At 72.3% G+C, this 15,440-nt stretch carries 15 protein-coding genes and 1 pseudogene; 4 read left to right on the top strand and 12 right to left on the bottom strand.

Going from position 1 to position 15,440, the window contains the following annotated elements:
- Positions 1-164, bottom strand: a pseudogene (locus tag AOK15_RS46630) (winged helix DNA-binding domain-containing protein); the annotation flags it as partial.
- A 227-nt stretch (positions 165-391) separates the two neighbouring features.
- Here AOK15_RS46630 and AOK15_RS09410 point away from each other — a divergent pair.
- Complete coding sequence (locus AOK15_RS09410) at positions 392-676, top strand: hypothetical protein (RefSeq protein WP_055514755.1); 285 nt, start codon at positions 392-394, stop codon at positions 674-676.
- 20 nt (positions 677-696) lie between these two features.
- Here AOK15_RS09410 and pspAB read toward each other — a convergent pair whose 3' ends face one another.
- From pspAB to glnA, 4 genes are all read right to left on the bottom strand, one after another.
- Entirely contained in the window at positions 697-1,299 is a 603-nt protein-coding gene (gene pspAB, locus AOK15_RS09405) for a PspA-associated protein PspAB (protein ID WP_055514753.1), read from the bottom strand.
- A 6-nt stretch (positions 1,300-1,305) separates the two neighbouring features.
- A complete protein-coding gene (htpX, locus tag AOK15_RS09400) occupies positions 1,306-2,229 on the bottom strand; it encodes a zinc metalloprotease HtpX (RefSeq protein ID WP_055514751.1) in 924 nt (307 codons plus the stop codon).
- Between the two features lie 96 nt (positions 2,230-2,325).
- Entirely contained in the window at positions 2,326-2,583 is a 258-nt protein-coding gene (locus AOK15_RS09395) for an SCO2583/SCO2584 N-terminal domain-containing protein (protein WP_055514749.1), read from the bottom strand.
- A gap of 114 nt (positions 2,584-2,697) precedes the next feature.
- Positions 2,698-4,107: a type I glutamate--ammonia ligase gene (glnA, locus tag AOK15_RS09390; protein ID WP_055514748.1), complete on the bottom strand. Its 1,410-nt coding sequence runs from the start codon at positions 4,105-4,107 to the stop codon at positions 2,698-2,700.
- Between the two features lie 197 nt (positions 4,108-4,304).
- Here glnA and AOK15_RS09385 point away from each other — a divergent pair, with 197 nt between their 5' ends.
- Entirely contained in the window at positions 4,305-4,772 is a 468-nt protein-coding gene (locus AOK15_RS09385) for an RDD family protein (protein ID WP_055514745.1), read from the top strand.
- A gap of 206 nt (positions 4,773-4,978) precedes the next feature.
- On the opposite strand, the gene AOK15_RS09380 is transcribed toward AOK15_RS09385, so the two are convergent.
- The 4 genes from AOK15_RS09380 to lipB all read right to left on the bottom strand — a co-directional run bounded on the left by AOK15_RS09380 (position 4,979) and on the right by lipB (position 8,427).
- The gene (locus AOK15_RS09380) at positions 4,979-5,677 is read right to left on the bottom strand and encodes a DUF4191 domain-containing protein (RefSeq protein WP_055514743.1); all 699 of its coding nucleotides are present in this window, start codon (positions 5,675-5,677) and stop codon (positions 4,979-4,981) included.
- Positions 5,678-5,986: 309 nt separating this feature from the next.
- Positions 5,987-6,190 (bottom strand): SCO2195 family GlnR-regulated protein, encoded by a 204-nt coding sequence (locus AOK15_RS09375; protein ID WP_055514741.1) that lies wholly within the window; start codon positions 6,188-6,190, stop codon positions 5,987-5,989.
- Between the two features lie 347 nt (positions 6,191-6,537).
- Positions 6,538-7,503 (bottom strand): lipoyl synthase, encoded by a 966-nt coding sequence (lipA, locus tag AOK15_RS09370; RefSeq protein ID WP_055514739.1) that lies wholly within the window; start codon positions 7,501-7,503, stop codon positions 6,538-6,540.
- A gap of 132 nt (positions 7,504-7,635) precedes the next feature.
- A complete protein-coding gene (gene lipB / locus AOK15_RS09365; RefSeq protein ID WP_055514737.1) occupies positions 7,636-8,427 on the bottom strand; it encodes a lipoyl(octanoyl) transferase LipB in 792 nt (263 codons plus the stop codon).
- 331 nt (positions 8,428-8,758) lie between these two features.
- Between lipB and AOK15_RS09360 the strand changes: the two genes are divergently transcribed.
- The gene (locus AOK15_RS09360) at positions 8,759-10,198 is read left to right on the top strand and encodes an NsdA family TPR-like regulatory protein (RefSeq protein ID WP_055514735.1); all 1,440 of its coding nucleotides are present in this window, start codon (positions 8,759-8,761) and stop codon (positions 10,196-10,198) included.
- Between the two features lie 75 nt (positions 10,199-10,273).
- On the opposite strand, the gene AOK15_RS09355 is transcribed toward AOK15_RS09360, so the two are convergent.
- Both AOK15_RS09355 and AOK15_RS09350 read right to left on the bottom strand, forming a co-directional pair.
- Positions 10,274-11,683: an NAD(P)/FAD-dependent oxidoreductase gene (locus AOK15_RS09355; protein WP_055514733.1), complete on the bottom strand. Its 1,410-nt coding sequence runs from the start codon at positions 11,681-11,683 to the stop codon at positions 10,274-10,276.
- A 434-nt stretch (positions 11,684-12,117) separates the two neighbouring features.
- Positions 12,118-13,041: a TIGR01777 family oxidoreductase gene (locus AOK15_RS09350; protein WP_055514731.1), complete on the bottom strand. Its 924-nt coding sequence runs from the start codon at positions 13,039-13,041 to the stop codon at positions 12,118-12,120.
- Between the two features lie 140 nt (positions 13,042-13,181).
- Between AOK15_RS09350 and AOK15_RS09345 the strand changes: the two genes are divergently transcribed.
- Positions 13,182-13,670: a GNAT family N-acetyltransferase gene (locus AOK15_RS09345; RefSeq protein WP_055514729.1), complete on the top strand. Its 489-nt coding sequence runs from the start codon at positions 13,182-13,184 to the stop codon at positions 13,668-13,670.
- Positions 13,671-13,881: 211 nt separating this feature from the next.
- Here the strand turns inward: AOK15_RS09345 and AOK15_RS09340 are convergent, their stop codons facing one another.
- Entirely contained in the window at positions 13,882-15,066 is a 1,185-nt protein-coding gene (locus tag AOK15_RS09340) for a MarP family serine protease (RefSeq protein WP_055514726.1), read from the bottom strand.
- Positions 15,067-15,440 lie beyond the last annotated feature (374 nt).

Genomic DNA, 15,440 nt, shown 5'->3' with positions numbered 1-15,440 from the left:
CCCACCGCGAGGTACACCGTCGCCGGGTCCGAGCCGTGCAGCGCCACCAGCGAGTCGGCGACCTCCTCCGGCCCTTCCGCCCGTACGGATCCGGCCAATCGCTGCCCCGCGCCGAGCCGCGCCCGCCGCTCGGCCACTCCGACATACCGCCGTGCTTCCCCCATGCCGCCGCCTCCACCCGCACATCAGTCGACCCGTCCGCCCAATCCTCCCGGACACCACTGACAATCACCCCCGCGAAGGCGTCCGGACGCCCCACCGACCCCGATATTCGGATGCGGGCGCGTCAGCCCGCCCAGCATCCTGGACGGGCGCAGCCGAGCGTCCGGCACCGGACCGGTGCGGGACGGGCATCGCTGCCACCACCCACGCACACCCAAGGAGGCCCGCCATGGGCACCTTGATCCTTTCGGCGGCCGCGGTCCTGGTCGTCCTCGGTTTCTCCAACGAACTGCTCTGGCTCGCCGCGGTCGCGCTGCTCTACCTGTACATCCGCCACGGCCGCACCCGCGCTGGCTCGGCGTCGCCGTCGTCGCCGTCGAGCGGCAGCGCACAGCCCGCCTCCTACCGGGCCTACCGGGAGCGGCGTGACCAGCAGGCGAAGTGGGAGCGCCGCTACCGCCGTGAGCGGCCCTTCGAGGCCCGACGGCAGGAGCGGCAGAAGAGCGGAAAGTAGCGGCCCGTGCCCCGGGGCGGTCACAGCCCCGGGGCACCCCAGAGGGGGAACCAGCGGCCCAGGTCGGGCTCGATCCGCAGGTCCTCCGCGAGGACCGCCCTGACCCGCAGCTCCAGCGCGTTGTCACGCCGGTCCGCCTCGCCCGGCAGCGGCGCGAACGGATAGAAGGTGCCGCGCTTGTAGAGATAGACGAGCCCCAACCGCCGCTCCCCGTCCTCGCCGCCCCGGAACCCGACCACCGAGCACAGCAGCTGCGGCCCGAACCCGCCGCCCTCCAGGGCGCTGTTGACCGTGTGCAGATCACCCACCAGGTCCGCCAGCTCCTGCGGCCGCCGCCGGGAGACGAGCCAGGAGTACCCGTACTCGTCCCGCACGGCCTCGACACCCGCCGCACCCCGCTCCGCGTCAGCGTCCGCGTCGGCGCCGAGCAGCGCCCGCACCTCCCGTCGTACGTCGTCGAAGGCCGCGCCCTCGACCGACGCGAAGCACACCGCGCCGGTCCCGGTCGGGGTGAGGGAGGCCGCGGCCTCCAGGGTCACCGCGGCGGAGGGAAGGGCGAACAACCGGTCGAGGTCCGGCGGCACCGGCTTCGTACGGCCGAGGAGCACGTCCAGCAGCCCCATGGCGGTTCAGCCCGCCTTCCCCGGCCCGGACGCGGGGGCCTCACCCAGCTCCACGGAGATCCTGCCCAGCTGGTCGAGCCGCTGCTCCAGGGGCGGGTGGGTGGCGAAGAAGCGGGCCAGATGCGGGCGGTCGCCCAGGGCGGGGGTGAAGTAGAAGGCGTTGAACGCCTGCGACGTCCTGAGGTCCCGGGTGGGGATCCGCGCCATGTCGCCGGTTACCTTGGTCAGCGCGGAGGCGAGCGCCGAGGGCCGCCCGGTGAGCAGCGCGCCCGCGCGGTCGGCTGCCAGCTCCCGGTACCGTGACAGCACCCGGATCAGCAGGAAGCTCAGCACGTACACGGCGGCCGCGACCCCCATCACCACGCTGAACGCGACGGCGGTGTTCTGGTCCCGGCGCCCGCCGAACATGTGCGAGTAGAACGCGAACCGTACGACCAGACCGGCCAGCACCCCGAGGAACGAGGCGACCGTCATCACGGCGACATCGCGGTGCGCGACATGCGACAGCTCGTGCGCGAGCACACCCTCCAGCTCGTCCGGCTCCAGCCTTCTGAGCAGCCCGGTCGTCACACACACCACCGCGTGATCGGCGTTCCGCCCGGTCGCGAACGCGTTCGGCATGTCCATGTCCGCCACCGCGACCCGGGGCTTCGGGACGTCCGCGACCACGCACAGCCGGTCCACCACCCCGTGCAGCCGCGGATACTCCCCGGCCTCCACGATCCGCCCGCGCATGGCATACAGGGCGACCCGGTCGGAGTACCAGTACTGCGCCCCCAGCAGCAGGGCCGCCGCCACCACGACCAGCACCCATGACTTCAGCAACGCGATCAACGCGGCCGCGAACAGCACGTACAACAGCCCGAGCAGGAACAACGTGATCGTCATCCGGGCGGTCAGCCGGGGATCACTCCGGAACCGGTTCGACATCCGTACCACCCCGCACTCAGGCAGGCACCCGTCCCGCCTTCCATTGTGCGCTCGGACGGCGGCCACGGCTGCGGGGGCCGGCGGCGGGGGACGGGCTCAGTACGAGGACCGGTAGTTGAGGTAGCCGATCACCGCGATCAGCCCGGCCACACAGCCGAACACCACGAGCGTCGACACCCACGACGACCGGCGCGGTGCGCGCGGCCCGGGATCGGCGCGGAAGGGCTGCGGCGCGGGCGGATTCTCCTTCCAGCGCGCGGCCAGCATCCGGGCCCGCGCGGAGGGCTCCTTGTGCTCGGCGTTGTCCGCCCACCGAAGGTCGAACTCCCGCTCGCTGTCGTCCTGTTCGGGCATCCCCGTGTCTCCCCGTTATCCATCGAACAGTCGTGCAGGAAACCATACGACGGCGCCCCCGCCCTGGAAAGCCAGGACGGGGGCGCCGACCGAACGTACGAGCTCAGGCACCGATCACACGTCGAAGTACAGCTCGAACTCGTGCGGGTGCGGACGCAGCTGGAGCGGCGCGATCTCGTTGGCGCGCTTGTAGTCGATCCACGTCTCGATCAGGTCCGGCGTGAAGACGTCGCCCTGGAGGAGGAACTCGTGGTCGCGCTCGAGGGAGTCGAGGACGGCCGGGAGGGAGGTCGGGACCTGCGGGACGCCCGCGTGCTCCTCGGGGGCGAGCTCGTAGAGGTCCTTGTCGATCGGCTCGGCCGGCTCGATCTTGTTCTTGATGCCGTCGAGGCCCGCGAGCAGCAGGGCGGAGAAGGCCAGGTACGGGTTGCCGGAGGAGTCGGGCGCGCGGAACTCGACACGCTTGGCCTTCGGGTTCGAACCCGTGATCGGGATACGCATGGCCGCGGAGCGGTTGCGCTGCGAGTACACCAGGTTGACCGGGGCCTCGAAGCCCGGCACCAGACGGTGGTACGAGTTCACCGTCGGGTTGGTGAAGGCCAGCAGCGACGGGGCGTGCTTGAGGATGCCGCCGATGTAGTAGCGGGCGGTGTCCGACAGGCCCGCGTAGCCGGCCTCGTCGTAGAAGAGCGGGGAGCCGCCCGACCACAGAGACTGGTGGACGTGCATGCCCGAGCCGTTGTCACCGAAGATCGGCTTCGGCATGAAGGTCGCGGTCTTGCCGTTGCGCCAGGCCACGTTCTTCACGATGTACTTGAAGAGCTGGAGGTCGTCGGCCGCGGCGAGCAGCGTGTTGAACTTGTAGTTGATCTCGGCCTGGCCGGCGGTGCCCACCTCGTGGTGCTGGCGCTCGACCTGGAGACCGGACTTGGCCAGCTCCAGCGAGATCTCCGCACGCAGGTCGGCGAAGTGGTCGACCGGCGGGGTCGGGAAGTAGCCGCCCTTGTAGCGGACCTTGTAACCGCGGTTGTCCTCCAGCGCACCGGTGTTCCAGGCGCCCGCCTCGGAGTCGATGTGGTAGAAGGACTCGTTCTCCGAGGTCTTGAAGCGCACGCTGTCGAACACGTAGAACTCGGCCTCGGGGCCGAAGTACGCGGTGTCGGCGATACCGGTGGACGCGAGGTACGCCTCGGCCTTCTTCGCCACGTTGCGCGGGTCACGGGAGTACTGCTCGCCCGTGATCGGGTCGTGGATGAAGAAGTTGACGTTGACCGTCTTGTCGCGGCGGAACGGGTCGACACGCGCGGTGGACAGGTCGGCGCGGAGCGCCATGTCGGACTCGTGGATGGCCTGGAAGCCGCGGATCGAGGAGCCGTCGAAGGCCAGCTCCTCGGCCGGGTCGAAGGCCTCGGCCGGGATCGTGAAGTGCTGCATCACGCCCGGCAGGTCGCAGAAGCGGACGTCGATGAACTTGACGTCCTCGTCCGCGATGAACTTCTTGGCCTCGTCGGCGTTCTGGAACATCCAGCTCCTCCTACTCCCGACCATCCCGCCGGGGTGGTAGTTCGTTCGTGCGGCCAGTGCGGTGGCACACGCTGCTCTCGACCCTAGGGACGGGTGATTTCTCGTACGTGACCCATTTGTTTCGCACAAGTTAACCGGACATCCCGTACCTGACCCCACCTGTCCGAATGGCAGAACGGTCGCAGTACGGTGTTCGGGTGGACAAGAGGCAAGCAATCGGATCGTGGCTCTCCGGCCCCCGCGCGGCCGCCGAGGACGCGGGTGTCGACTTCGGATACCGGGGCGAGCAGCTCGGTCTGCCGGAGCACGGGCCGGGCTCCGTCGCCCGCCCGGGCCGCCGTCTCGGGGCGCTGGCCGTCGACTGGGGGCTGTGCCTCTTGATCGCATACGGCCTGATCACCGACGGCTACGACCAGGCCACCAGCAACTGGGCCCTGCTCATCTTCTTCCTGCTCCACGTCCTCACCCTGAGCACGGTGGGCTTCACGCCCGGCAAGCGCCTCTTCGGCCTCCGGGTGATCGCCCAGGACGCCGGCACGGCGAACCCCTGGCGCGCCCTCGTCCGCAGCGTCCTGCTCTGCCTCGCCATCCCCGCCCTCGTCTGGGACCGCGACGGCCGCGGCCTCCACGACCGCCTTGCGCGGACCGTGGAGGTGCGGATCTAGGGCCCTGGCACCGCCGCGCGGCACGAGGACGCCCGGGACGTACGAGCCCTGCGACGTACGAGCCTCGCTGCGCACGAACCCACAACGCACGAACCCACAACGCACCAACCCGCTACGCACGAACCCGCCACGCGCGAGAAGGGGGCGCCCGGAGTTTCCGGGCGCCCCCTTCGTCGTACGAGGAGAGTGGTGTCAGCCGGGGGAGGTCAGCGCATCTTCCCGCCGCGCGGCATGCGCATGCCCTTGGGCATCGGGCCCTTGGGGAGCGGCATGTTGCTCATCAGGTCGCCCATGGCACGCAGCCGGTCGTTGGTGGCGGTCACCTGGGGGCCGGACAGGACACGGGGCAGCTTCAGCATGGTCGTGCGGAGCTTCTTCAGCTCGACCTGGCCCTCGCCGGTGCCCACGATCAGGTCGTGCACCGGCACGTCCACCACGATCCGGGCCATCTTCTTCTTCTCGGCGGCCAGCAGGCTCTTCACCCGGTTCGGGTTGCCCTCGGCGACCAGGACGATGCCGGCCTTGCCGACGGCCCGGTGGACCACGTCCTGGCTGCGGTTCATCGCGACCGCAGGGGTGGTCGTCCAGCCTCGGCCCACGTTGTCCAGCACCGCTGCCGCGGCACCCGGCTGGCCCTCCATCTGCCCGAACGCGGCCCGCTCGGCCCGCCGTCCGAAGACGATCGCCGTCGCGAGGAAGGCGAGCAGGAGGCCCAGGATGCCGAGATAGATGGGGTGACCGATCAAGAAACCGATCGCGAGGAAGACACCGAAGGTGATGATTCCGACAGCCGCGAGTACAAGACCGATCTTCTTGTCGGCCCTGCGGGTCATCTTGTACGTCAGAGCGATCTGCTTGAGTCGCCCGGGGTTCGCAGCGTCCGCTGCGGGTTCCTTCCTCGCCATGGCACGAAGTCTACGTGTCCGGGGAAGCGAGGACGACGGCGGTGCCGGTGGGGTCCGGTGACCGGCGACGACGCGGGGGGAGCGGCGCCGGGCGGCGGCGGTGCCTGGGTGGTGCGGGGTCGTGCCGGAGTGGCCACGGTGTGCGGCCTCGACGGCCACGGTGCGGCACCTGAGTGGCGTCGCTGTGCGGTGCCTGAGCGGTCGCGGTGCGGATCGCGGTCGAGCCTTCGGGCGGTCGGCTCGTCGCCCGCTCACGGGGCCGTGGGTGGCCGGGGTGGTGCGTCAGCCGTGATGCTCAGCCGTGGTACGTCACGAGGTGCGCGTGGAGACGGTGGCCTCGAGGACGCGCTCGGCCTCGACGCGGTCCTTGGCGCGGCGGCGGTCCTCCAGGACGGAGGTCCAGGCGTTGCGGCGGGCGGTGCGCTGGCCGCTGCTCAGGAGCAGCGACTCGACGGCACGGAGTGCAGTGGTGAACGACGGGATCGCCGTGGCGCGAACGGGCGCGGCCTGCATGATGAGGTCCCCCCTAAGGGATCGGGTAACGGGCTGGGTCTGTACCGGGCGTGAAACCAGGGTCACTGATTGGTGTTACCAGGGCGTGACCGACCGGTCAAACGCCCATGAAGCCTGGATTGGCGGCGCTCAAACGTCGACGCGGCCCTGACAGTGCCCCCATCTGGGAGAACGGTCAGGGCCGCGGACAATTGGCCATTACTGGCCAGTAGGTTCTTGTGCTCAGATTCACACGTTTGCCTGGCACTCCGTGCCACTCGACTGGCCGCACGGCGTGTCGCCGCGTCGCCGCCGGGAGAGGGCCTCCGGGGGCTCGGAGCCGAGCCCCCGGGGCCTCGCGGCGACGGTCAGACGGCCTGCGACGCGACGTAGGCCCCGCGCTTCTCGACCGCCATCTGGTACAGCCGGCCGGCGCGGTACGAGGAGCGGACCAGCGGGCCGGACATCACACCGGAGAAGCCGATCTCCTCGGCCTCCTCCTTCAGCTCCACGAACTCGTGCGGCTTGACCCAGCGCTCCACGGGGTGGTGCCGGACGCTCGGCCGCAGGTACTGGGTGATGGTCACCAGCTCGCAGCCCGCGTCGTGCAGCTGCTTGAGCGCTTCGCTGACCTCCTCGCGGGTCTCGCCCATGCCGAGGATCAGGTTGGACTTGGTGACCAGGCCGTAGTCGCGGGCCTCGGTGATGACCTTCAGGGAGCGCTCGTAGCGGAAGCCGGGGCGGATGCGCTTGAAGATGCGGGGGACGGTCTCGACGTTGTGCGCGAAGACCTCGGGGCGGGAGGCGAAGACCTCCTGGAGCAGCTCCGGTACGGCGTTGAAGTCCGGGGCGAGCAGTTCGACCTTGGTGTGGCCGCCCTCGCGGCCGGCGGTCTGCTGGTGGATCTGGCGGACCGTCTCGGCGTACAGCCAGGCGCCGCCGTCCTCCAGGTCGTCGCGGGCGACGCCGGTGATGGTGGCGTAGTTCAGGTCCATGGTGACCACGGACTCGCCGACGCGGCGGGGTTCGTCACGGTCGAGCGCCTCGGGCTTGCCGGTGTCGATCTGGCAGAAGTCGCAGCGGCGGGTGCACTGGTCGCCGCCGATGAGGAAGGTCGCCTCGCGGTCCTCCCAGCACTCGTAGATGTTGGGACAGCCGGCTTCCTGGCAGACCGTGTGCAGGCCCTCGCTCTTCACGAGCTTCTGCATCGCGGTGTACTCGGGACCCATTTTCGCCCGGGTCTTGATCCACTCGGGCTTGCGCTCGATGGGGGTCTGGCTGTTGCGGACCTCCAGGCGCAGCATCTTGCGTCCGTCGGGTGAGACTGCGGACACATCGGCTCCCTGTAGCTTCGATTCTTCGGCGCACCCCAGGGTACGCCCGTGCTGTTGTCGCTCCCCGAGGTGGGCAACCTTCGGCTCTCGGGTCGCATTCCCCGGGCGGCGGGCCGCCGGCCCGCCCGGACCTCACGCCGAGGCGCGTTCCACGACCCTCGGCCGGAGGTCGGCGTTCTCCAGTACGTCGCGCAGGTGCTTCTCGGCGACGGGGAGGACCTCGGCGATGGTGATGTCGCGGCCCAGCTCCGTCGCGAGGGACGCGACGCCCGCGTCGCGGATCCCGCAGGGGATGATCCGGTCGAACCAGCGGTTGTCGGGGTTCACGTTCAGCGCGAAGCCGTGCATCGTCACTCCCTTCGCCACCCGGATCCCGATCGCCGCGATCTTGCGGTCCTCGCGCCGCTGCCCCGCGTTGGAGGGCGCGTACTCGGGGCCGTTGAGCCGGGGGTCGAACTCGTCGTCCTGCATCCGGGGGTCGAGGTCCAGGGAGAGGCCGCCGAGCCGCTGCTCGACGGGGTCGCCCAGCACCCACACCCCGCTGCGGCCCTCCACCCGCGTCGTCTCCACGCCGAACTCGGCGCACGTGCGGATCAGGGCCTCCTCCAGGCGGCGCACATGGGCCACGACGTCCACCGGGCGCGGCAGCTTCTGGATCGGGTACCCGACGAGCTGGCCCGGCCCGTGCCAGGTGATCTTGCCGCCGCGGTCCACGTCGACGACGGGCGTGCCGTCCAAGGGGCGCTCGTTGTCGGCCGTGCGCCGGCCGGCCGTGTAGACGGGCGGGTGCTCCAGGAGCAGCACGGTGTCGGGGACCTCGTCGACGAAGCGCGCCGCGTGCACCCGGCGCTGCTCGTCCCAGGCCTCCTGGTACTCGACGGCCTCCGTGCCGAACCCCATGCGGACGAACCGCAACCCACTCACGGCAAGCGCCTCCCTCGGCGGTACGGCCGTGCGGCGGTACCGCGATAGCTCTGTCAGGCGCGTGACGCGCCCACGCCACTGTACGACCGTGGGACCGCGCGATGTTCGACGCGGTCCCACCGGCGCACGGCGGCGACCGCCGGCGTACGCCGCACCCCCGCCCCGTCAGCCGCGCGGCCAATCCTCACACGATCGGATGAACCGACGCGGAAGTGTGCGATCGAGTGCTCACTCTCCGCTACATTCACGCCGTTCACAAGGCCGCAAAGGCTTCTCACCAGGCAATCCGGGCACCGCGCCGACACCCGGAAGGCAGGAGACCGCACCGCAGATGACGGAACGACCCGCGCAGCGCACCCCCAACCGCCAGCTCGCCGCCCTCATCGCAGAAGCGGGGTTCTCCAACGCGGGACTAGCGCGTCGTGTGGACCAGCTCGGTCTCGAACACGGCCTCGACCTCAGATACGACAAGACGTCGGTCACCCGCTGGCTGCGGGGCCAGCAGCCGAGGGGCACCACGCCCGCGCTCATCGCCGAGGTGTTCACCCGCCGCCTCGGCCGCAGGCTCACCGCACAGGACCTCGGCCTCGACGCCTGCGCCCCCGTGTACGCGGGGCTGGAGTTCGCCGCGACCCCCGAGGAGGCCATCGACATCGTCAGCGGTCTGTGGCGCAAGGACTCCGGCAGCCACGCCGAACTGCGGAAGATCGCCTTCACCCCGGCCGGACTCGTCGTCCCCAGCCGGGACTGGCTGATCGGCCGCGCCGACGACCGGGTGGGCCGGGGCGACCCGGCCGCCACCCGCGTCCCCCCGCAGGGCCGCCCGGCCGTCCCCCGGCAGCGCAGCCAGACCGAGCGCGGCCCCGGCCAGAAGGTCACCTCCGGGGACATCGCCGCCCTCCGCTCGGTCGGCGAACTCTTCCGCGCCCTCGACAACGCCTACGGCGGCGGCCACGCCCGCCAGGCCCTCGTGCGCTACCTGGAGCACGAGGCCGAGCCGATGCTGCGCGGCGCCTACGGCGAACAGGTCGGCCGACGACTCTTCGCGGCCGCCGCCGACCTCACCCGGCTCGCCGGCTGGACCTCGTACGACATCGGCGCCCACGGGCTCGCCCAGCGGTACTTCGTGCAGGCACTGCGCCTGGCGCAGGCGGCGGGCGACCGGGCGTACGGGGCGTACGTCCTCATCACGATGAGCCGTCAGGCGGTCTATCTGGGGCACGGACGGGAGGCCGTGCAGCTCGCGCGCGTCGCCCAGCAGGGCGTCGGGTCCGCCGTGCCGCCGGCCGTGCAGTCGCTGCTGCACGCCGTCGAGGCCCGCGGTCACGCGGTCCTCGGCGAGGTACGGGCCTCCACGGCCGCGCTGGTCCGCGCCGAACGGGCCCTGGAGGCCGCCCGCCCCGGCGACGAGGTCCCGTACTGGGCGCGCTTCTTCGACGAGGCCCAGCTCGCCGACGAGTTCGGGCACAGCCACCGCGACCTCCAGCAGTACCGCGCCGCCGCCCAGCACGCCGAGCGGTCGCTCCAGCTGAGGGCGCCCGCCTTCGCCCGCAGCCGACTCTTCTGCCGGGTCGTGCTCGCCTCCGCCCGTCTCGGGCTCGGCGAGCTGGACCAGGCCTGCCAGTTGGGCGCGGAGGCCGCCGGGCAGGCCGCGGAGATGCGCTCGGTGCGCGCCGTGGAGTACGTCCGCGACTTCGAGCGCCGTCTGGAGCCGTACCGGGACGCCGCCCCGGTACGGGGCTACCGGGACAAGGTGGCCGCCCTGGGATAGGGGGCGCGCGGCGGCCCGTGGGCCGCACGCTCAGGGGCGCCCGGAGACCATCCGGGCGCCCCTGCCGTGCCTCGGTCAGGCGGCTGCGTCGAGGGCCTCCTCCATGGGGGTCGGGTGGGCGTCCAGGTCCGTGAGGACGGCGTGGGCGGCCCGGCGGGCCGAGTGGAGGGCGCCCTGGACGGTGCTGGTGTCGCGGTGGTCGCCGCAGACATACAGCCCGTCCAGCAGCCGCACCGGGCGCCGCAGGTCGTGCGGCGCGGGCATCGCGGGCACGGCCTCGGGCTCGTGATGGACCGCCAGCAGCTCCCAGCGGGCCGTGGACGTGCGGTACAGCCGGGCCAGTTGGGCGCGGACGGTGGCGTCCAGATGGGCCGCGTCCGGCGGCGTGCCGAGCACCGTGGAGGTGATGAGGGCGCGGCCCGCCGGGGCCCGGGTCGGGTCGACCTGGCTGATGACCGCGGTGTGCGAGACGGGCCCGCCGCGGTCCGCGTCGAGGATCAGGGCCCCCTCGCCCGGCGGGAGTTCGTCGGTGGCGTGGTGCAGCACGGTCACCGGGTGGAAGTCCGGTACGCGCAGCCCCGGCAGCAGCTCGGCCGCGGACCGGGCGTCCGTGGCCAGGACCACGGCACGGCAGGGGAGTTCACCGTGGTCGGCCGTCGTCACCGAGGTCGTGCTGATCGCGGTGGCCGTGACCCCGGTGCGGACGGTGCCCGGCGGCAGAGCCGCGGCGAGCAGTTCCGGGAGGGTGTCGGCGCCGCCCTCCGGCAGGCACAACCGGCCCGTCGCGAAGGCGTGCAGGGCCAGATCGGCACAGCGGCTTGAGGTCCGCAGGGCCGGGTCGGCGAGCAGGGCGGCCAACAAGGGCCGTACGAAACCGTCGATCGTCCGGGGCGGGAAGCCGCGGGTCGCGAGGGCCTCGGCGATCGGGAGCTCCGCGCGGGTGGCGAGCCGTTCGGGCGCGGTCGCGGCGAGCCGGGCCAGCGCCATGGCCAGCCGGGACTGGTCGGCGGGGGCGCCCAGCCGGCCCGGCCGGACACCCGCCGGCCGGGCCTGGAGGCGGCCCTGCGCGCGGCCTCCGTGCCGGGGCAGCCTGGGGGCGCTTGCGAGGGCGCGCGCGGCTGTGAGTGCGCCCCTTGCGCTCCGTAGGGGCGGGGTGGCGCCGGCCCGGTGGTGGTGGCCGTCGGCGTACAGCAGGACGCCCGGGGCGAACGGGCGCAGGGGCAGGGTGTCCAGACCCGGCGTGCGGCGCAGTTCGGGGTAGGACGTGGAGAGCAACTGGGCGGTGCGGTCGAGGCGGAAGCCGTCGATCTTCTCGGTCGACATCCGTCCGCCGATGGCGGGGGCGGCCTCCAGGACGGTGGTCGTCAGACCCGCCCTGGCCAGATGTCCGGCCGCGGCGAGGCCGGCCACGCCGGCTCCGACGACGATGACGTCCACGGTCTCCGTGTCCGCTGAGTACGTCGATTGGTACACCGACTCAAGCACGTGCCCCTCCCGAGGTCGCGCGGCTGCTGGGGACGTCATGCCCTCAACGGCCTTCTGGAATACCTGAGTTCGGGACGAGGGTGCGGTTTCCGGCGCTGACCGGGGAAGTCGCGCGCGACCCTCGCACGGGGGCATGCCGGGAAGGCGCGTGCGCCCGGCGTCCCCGCGACGCCTCCGTGGCCCCACACCCACCGGCTCGGCCGGGCGGTGGGTGCGGGGCGGGCGCGGGAGGCCGGGGGCTTGCGACGCGGGTCCCGCGCCCCTGGTGAGCCCTGGAGAGCACCGGGCGCCCCCGGTCCGCCCGGGGGCGCCGGCCGCGACCCGGTCTGCCCAGGGGCGCCGGTCAACAACCCGGTCTACCCAGGGGCGTCGGCCGCGACCCGGACCGTCCAAGGGACGCCGGCCGGCGGGCGTCGCGCGCGGTCGGTGGTGCCTCAGTCCGTCTCGGCCGCGCGGATCGCCGACTCGATGTCCGGGTGTGTGAACACGAAGCCCGACTCCAGGAGCCGGGTCGGTACGGCGCGCGTACTGCCGAGGACGTCGGACGAGACGCCGCCGAGGGCGAGCCGGAGGGCGGCCGCGGGCACGGGGAAGAGCGTGGGCCGACGCAGCACCCGGCCCATCGCCGCCGTGATCTCCGCGTTGGTGCGCGGGTTCGGCGCCGTCAGGTTGAAGGGCCCGGACAGCGACGACGTCTCCATGAGGTGGCGCAGCGCGGCGACCTCGTCATGGAGGGAGATGAAGCTCCAGTACTGCCGACCGTCGCCCATCCGTCCGCCCACCCCGGCCTTGAACAGCGGGAACAGCGGCCCCCACGCGCCCCCACCGCGCGCCACGACCAGCCCGGTCCGCGCGAACACCGTCCGCACCCCGGCATCCGCCGCGGGCTTCGCCGCCCCCTCCCACTCCACGCACACCGACGGCAGGAACCCCGTCCCCGCCGACGCCGACTCGTCCACCACCCGGTCGCCCGTGTCGCCGTAGAACCCGATCGCGCTGCCGGCGACGAAGACGCTCGGCGGTGTGTCCAGGGAGGCGACGGCCTCGGCGAGCACCCTCGTGCCGAGCACCCGGCTGCGCCGGATCGTCTCCTTGTACGCGTCGGTCCAGCGGCGCGAGGCGACCCCCGCGCCCGCGAGGTTCACGAGGGCGGCACACCCCTCCAGACCGGCCACGTCGACCTGCTGGGCCTCCGGGTCCCAGCGGACCTCGTCCGCCGAGCGCGGCGCACGCCGCACGAGCCGGCGCACCTCGTACCCGTCGTCTGTGAGGGACCGTGCCAACGCCGAACCGATCAGGCCGGACGCTCCGGCGATCACCACACGGGAACCGGGCACCACGGGCGCATCTGTGTCCATGCCTCCCATCCTGCCCCTCCGTACATCGAATCAACGGACCGGGCCCCCGCGGCCCACCGTGCCGCCGTACGACCACGAGGACATCGCCTCCGGGGCCGTGCCGCCGGGCTGTCGCGGTGCGCGCCCGTACAGTTGTCCGTATGCCGCTTGCCTCCATACGGGTCGCGACCTCCGCCGACGAGGACGCGCTCGCCCGGCTCGACCGGGCCACCTGGTCGACGCTGCACTCGGTGCAGGAACGCCCCCGACAGCCGTACAAGCCGTTCTTCGACGACCGGTTCGGCCCCGGGGACCACCTCGTCGCGGAACTCGGGGGTGACGTGGTCGGCTATCTCCGGCTGGGCCGGCCCACCTCGCTGGACTGCAACGCGCATGTCCGCCAGATCCAGGGGCTCGCCGTCGCGGAAGAGGCGCGCGGGGCCGGAGTGGCGCGGGCGCTGGTGCGGGCCGCGCTGGAGGAGGCGCGCGGCCGGGGCGCCCGGCGGCTGACCCTGCGGGTCCTCGGCCACAACACCCCGGCCAGGAAGCTGTACGAGTCGGAGGGGTTCGTGGTGGAGGGCGTCCTCCCCGAGGAGTTCCTGCTCGACGGGGCCTACGTGGACGACGTGCTGATGGGCGTCCACCTCTGACGCGACGTCACGGCGACACCCACGCCGACGGCATGCCACCGCCCTGACCCGGCGTCACCGGGCCGTGCCACCGTGCGCCGCGCATGACGGCGGAAAACCGCCCACCCCCGCACGCGCGACCCCACGCTTCATACGCCCCCCTCTCCACGGCATGCCCATGACGCCGTGCCCGTGACGCCGTGCCCGTGACGCCGTGCCCGTGACGCCGTGCTCACGACGTCACGAGTTCCCCGGTGTCCACCGCCTTCGTCGCGTTCGCCGCGCTGTTCGCCTCGGGGGCGACCTCGTCGACCGTCAGGACGTACCCCGTCTCCGCGTCGGACGTGGAGCGGGCGAAGACGACGCCGTAGACCTGGCCCTCGGTGGTGAGGAGGGGGCCGCCGGAGTTGCCGGGGCGGACGGTGGAGCGGATCGAGTAGATCTCGCGGGTCACCGCGTCCGAGTTGTAGATGTTCCGGCCGGTCGCGTCGATACGGCTGGCGACCGTGGCCGCCTGGAGGTCGAGCCCGCCGTCCTCCGGGTACCCGGCGACGACCGCCGCGTCACCCCGCGAGGCGGTGTCGTCGAAGCGGAGGACCGGCGCCTCAAGACCCGGCACATAGAGCACCGCGACGTCCTTCTCCGGGTCGAAGAGCACGACCCGCCCCTCGAACGCCTTGCCCACGCCGCCCACCCGCACACTCGGGTCGTCGATGCCCGCCACCACGTGCGCGTTGGTCATCACGTGCTCGCGCGCGTACACGAAGCCGCTGCCCTCGCGGCCCTGCGTCCCCGCGACGCCCTCGATCTTGACCGTGCTGCGCTTGGCGGCGTTCGTCGCCGCGGCCGTCACACTGTCCCCGGAGGGCTTGGCGACCTCGGCCGTCGCCTCGTTCTCGAACGGGTTGAAGACCTGCGGGAAACCCGCCTCGGTGAGCGCGGACGTGGCGTTGGAGAACCAGGTCGGAGTCGTGTCCGGCATGGTGTTCTGCACGGCGCCCAGCAGCGCGGAGTTGCGGATCGAGTTGGTCACCAGCGGCGACGAGGACGCCCCGAGGACACTCGCGGCCACCCACGCCACGATGAGCACGGCAATGGAGTTGGCCGCCGCCCCGCCTATGCCGTCGGCCACGCGCAGCGGGCTGCGGTCTATCTCGCGGCGCAGCCGCAGCGCCAGCCGGCCCGCCAGCTCGTGCCCGATCACACCCGGCACCAGCACGGTCAGCACCGCCGTGACCGTCGCCGCGGGGGTGCCCGGCTCCACCAGCTCCATCATCCACGGCAGCATCCACACGCCCACCACCGCGCCGCCCACGAAACCGGCGAGGGACACACATCCCGCTACCAGGCCGCGACGGTAACCGGACGCCGCGTAGGCCAGGATCACCAGCATCAGCAGGATGTCGAGCACGTCCACTCCAGCGCCTCTCTCTTTCGGGACCCAGTAGTACGCGTGGGGTGGGCGCAGTGATCAGTCACCCCCGCCCGGCACGCCGGTGGCGTGCGGGAATCGGCCACCGGTACGCCCGTCCGCCTGAATCGTGAAAACGTCCCGGACCGGGACGATGGTTCCAATCCGTTCACCCGGGTGGCGCAACCCACAGGGCGGCGGGGGCGCATCGAGGTGAGGCTCGGTGCATGCGTGTGTTCCGGAAGTCGCGGGGATCGCCACGACGTCGGCCACTCCGTGCGGGGCGGCGCCGAACACGGACTCCGCGCGGCCTCTCGGTCGTGCGAATACGGGGTCCGCGCGGCGCCACCGCCGCGCGGACCGCACCCGCCCCCCAACCC

The sequence above is a fragment of the Streptomyces ossamyceticus genome (genome assembly GCF_001418475.1).
Classification (GTDB): Bacteria; Actinomycetota; Actinomycetes; order Streptomycetales; family Streptomycetaceae; genus Streptomyces; species Streptomyces ossamyceticus.
Note: the sequence above shows the minus strand (reverse complement) of the source record. Positions and strands in the feature narration are given on the sequence as shown.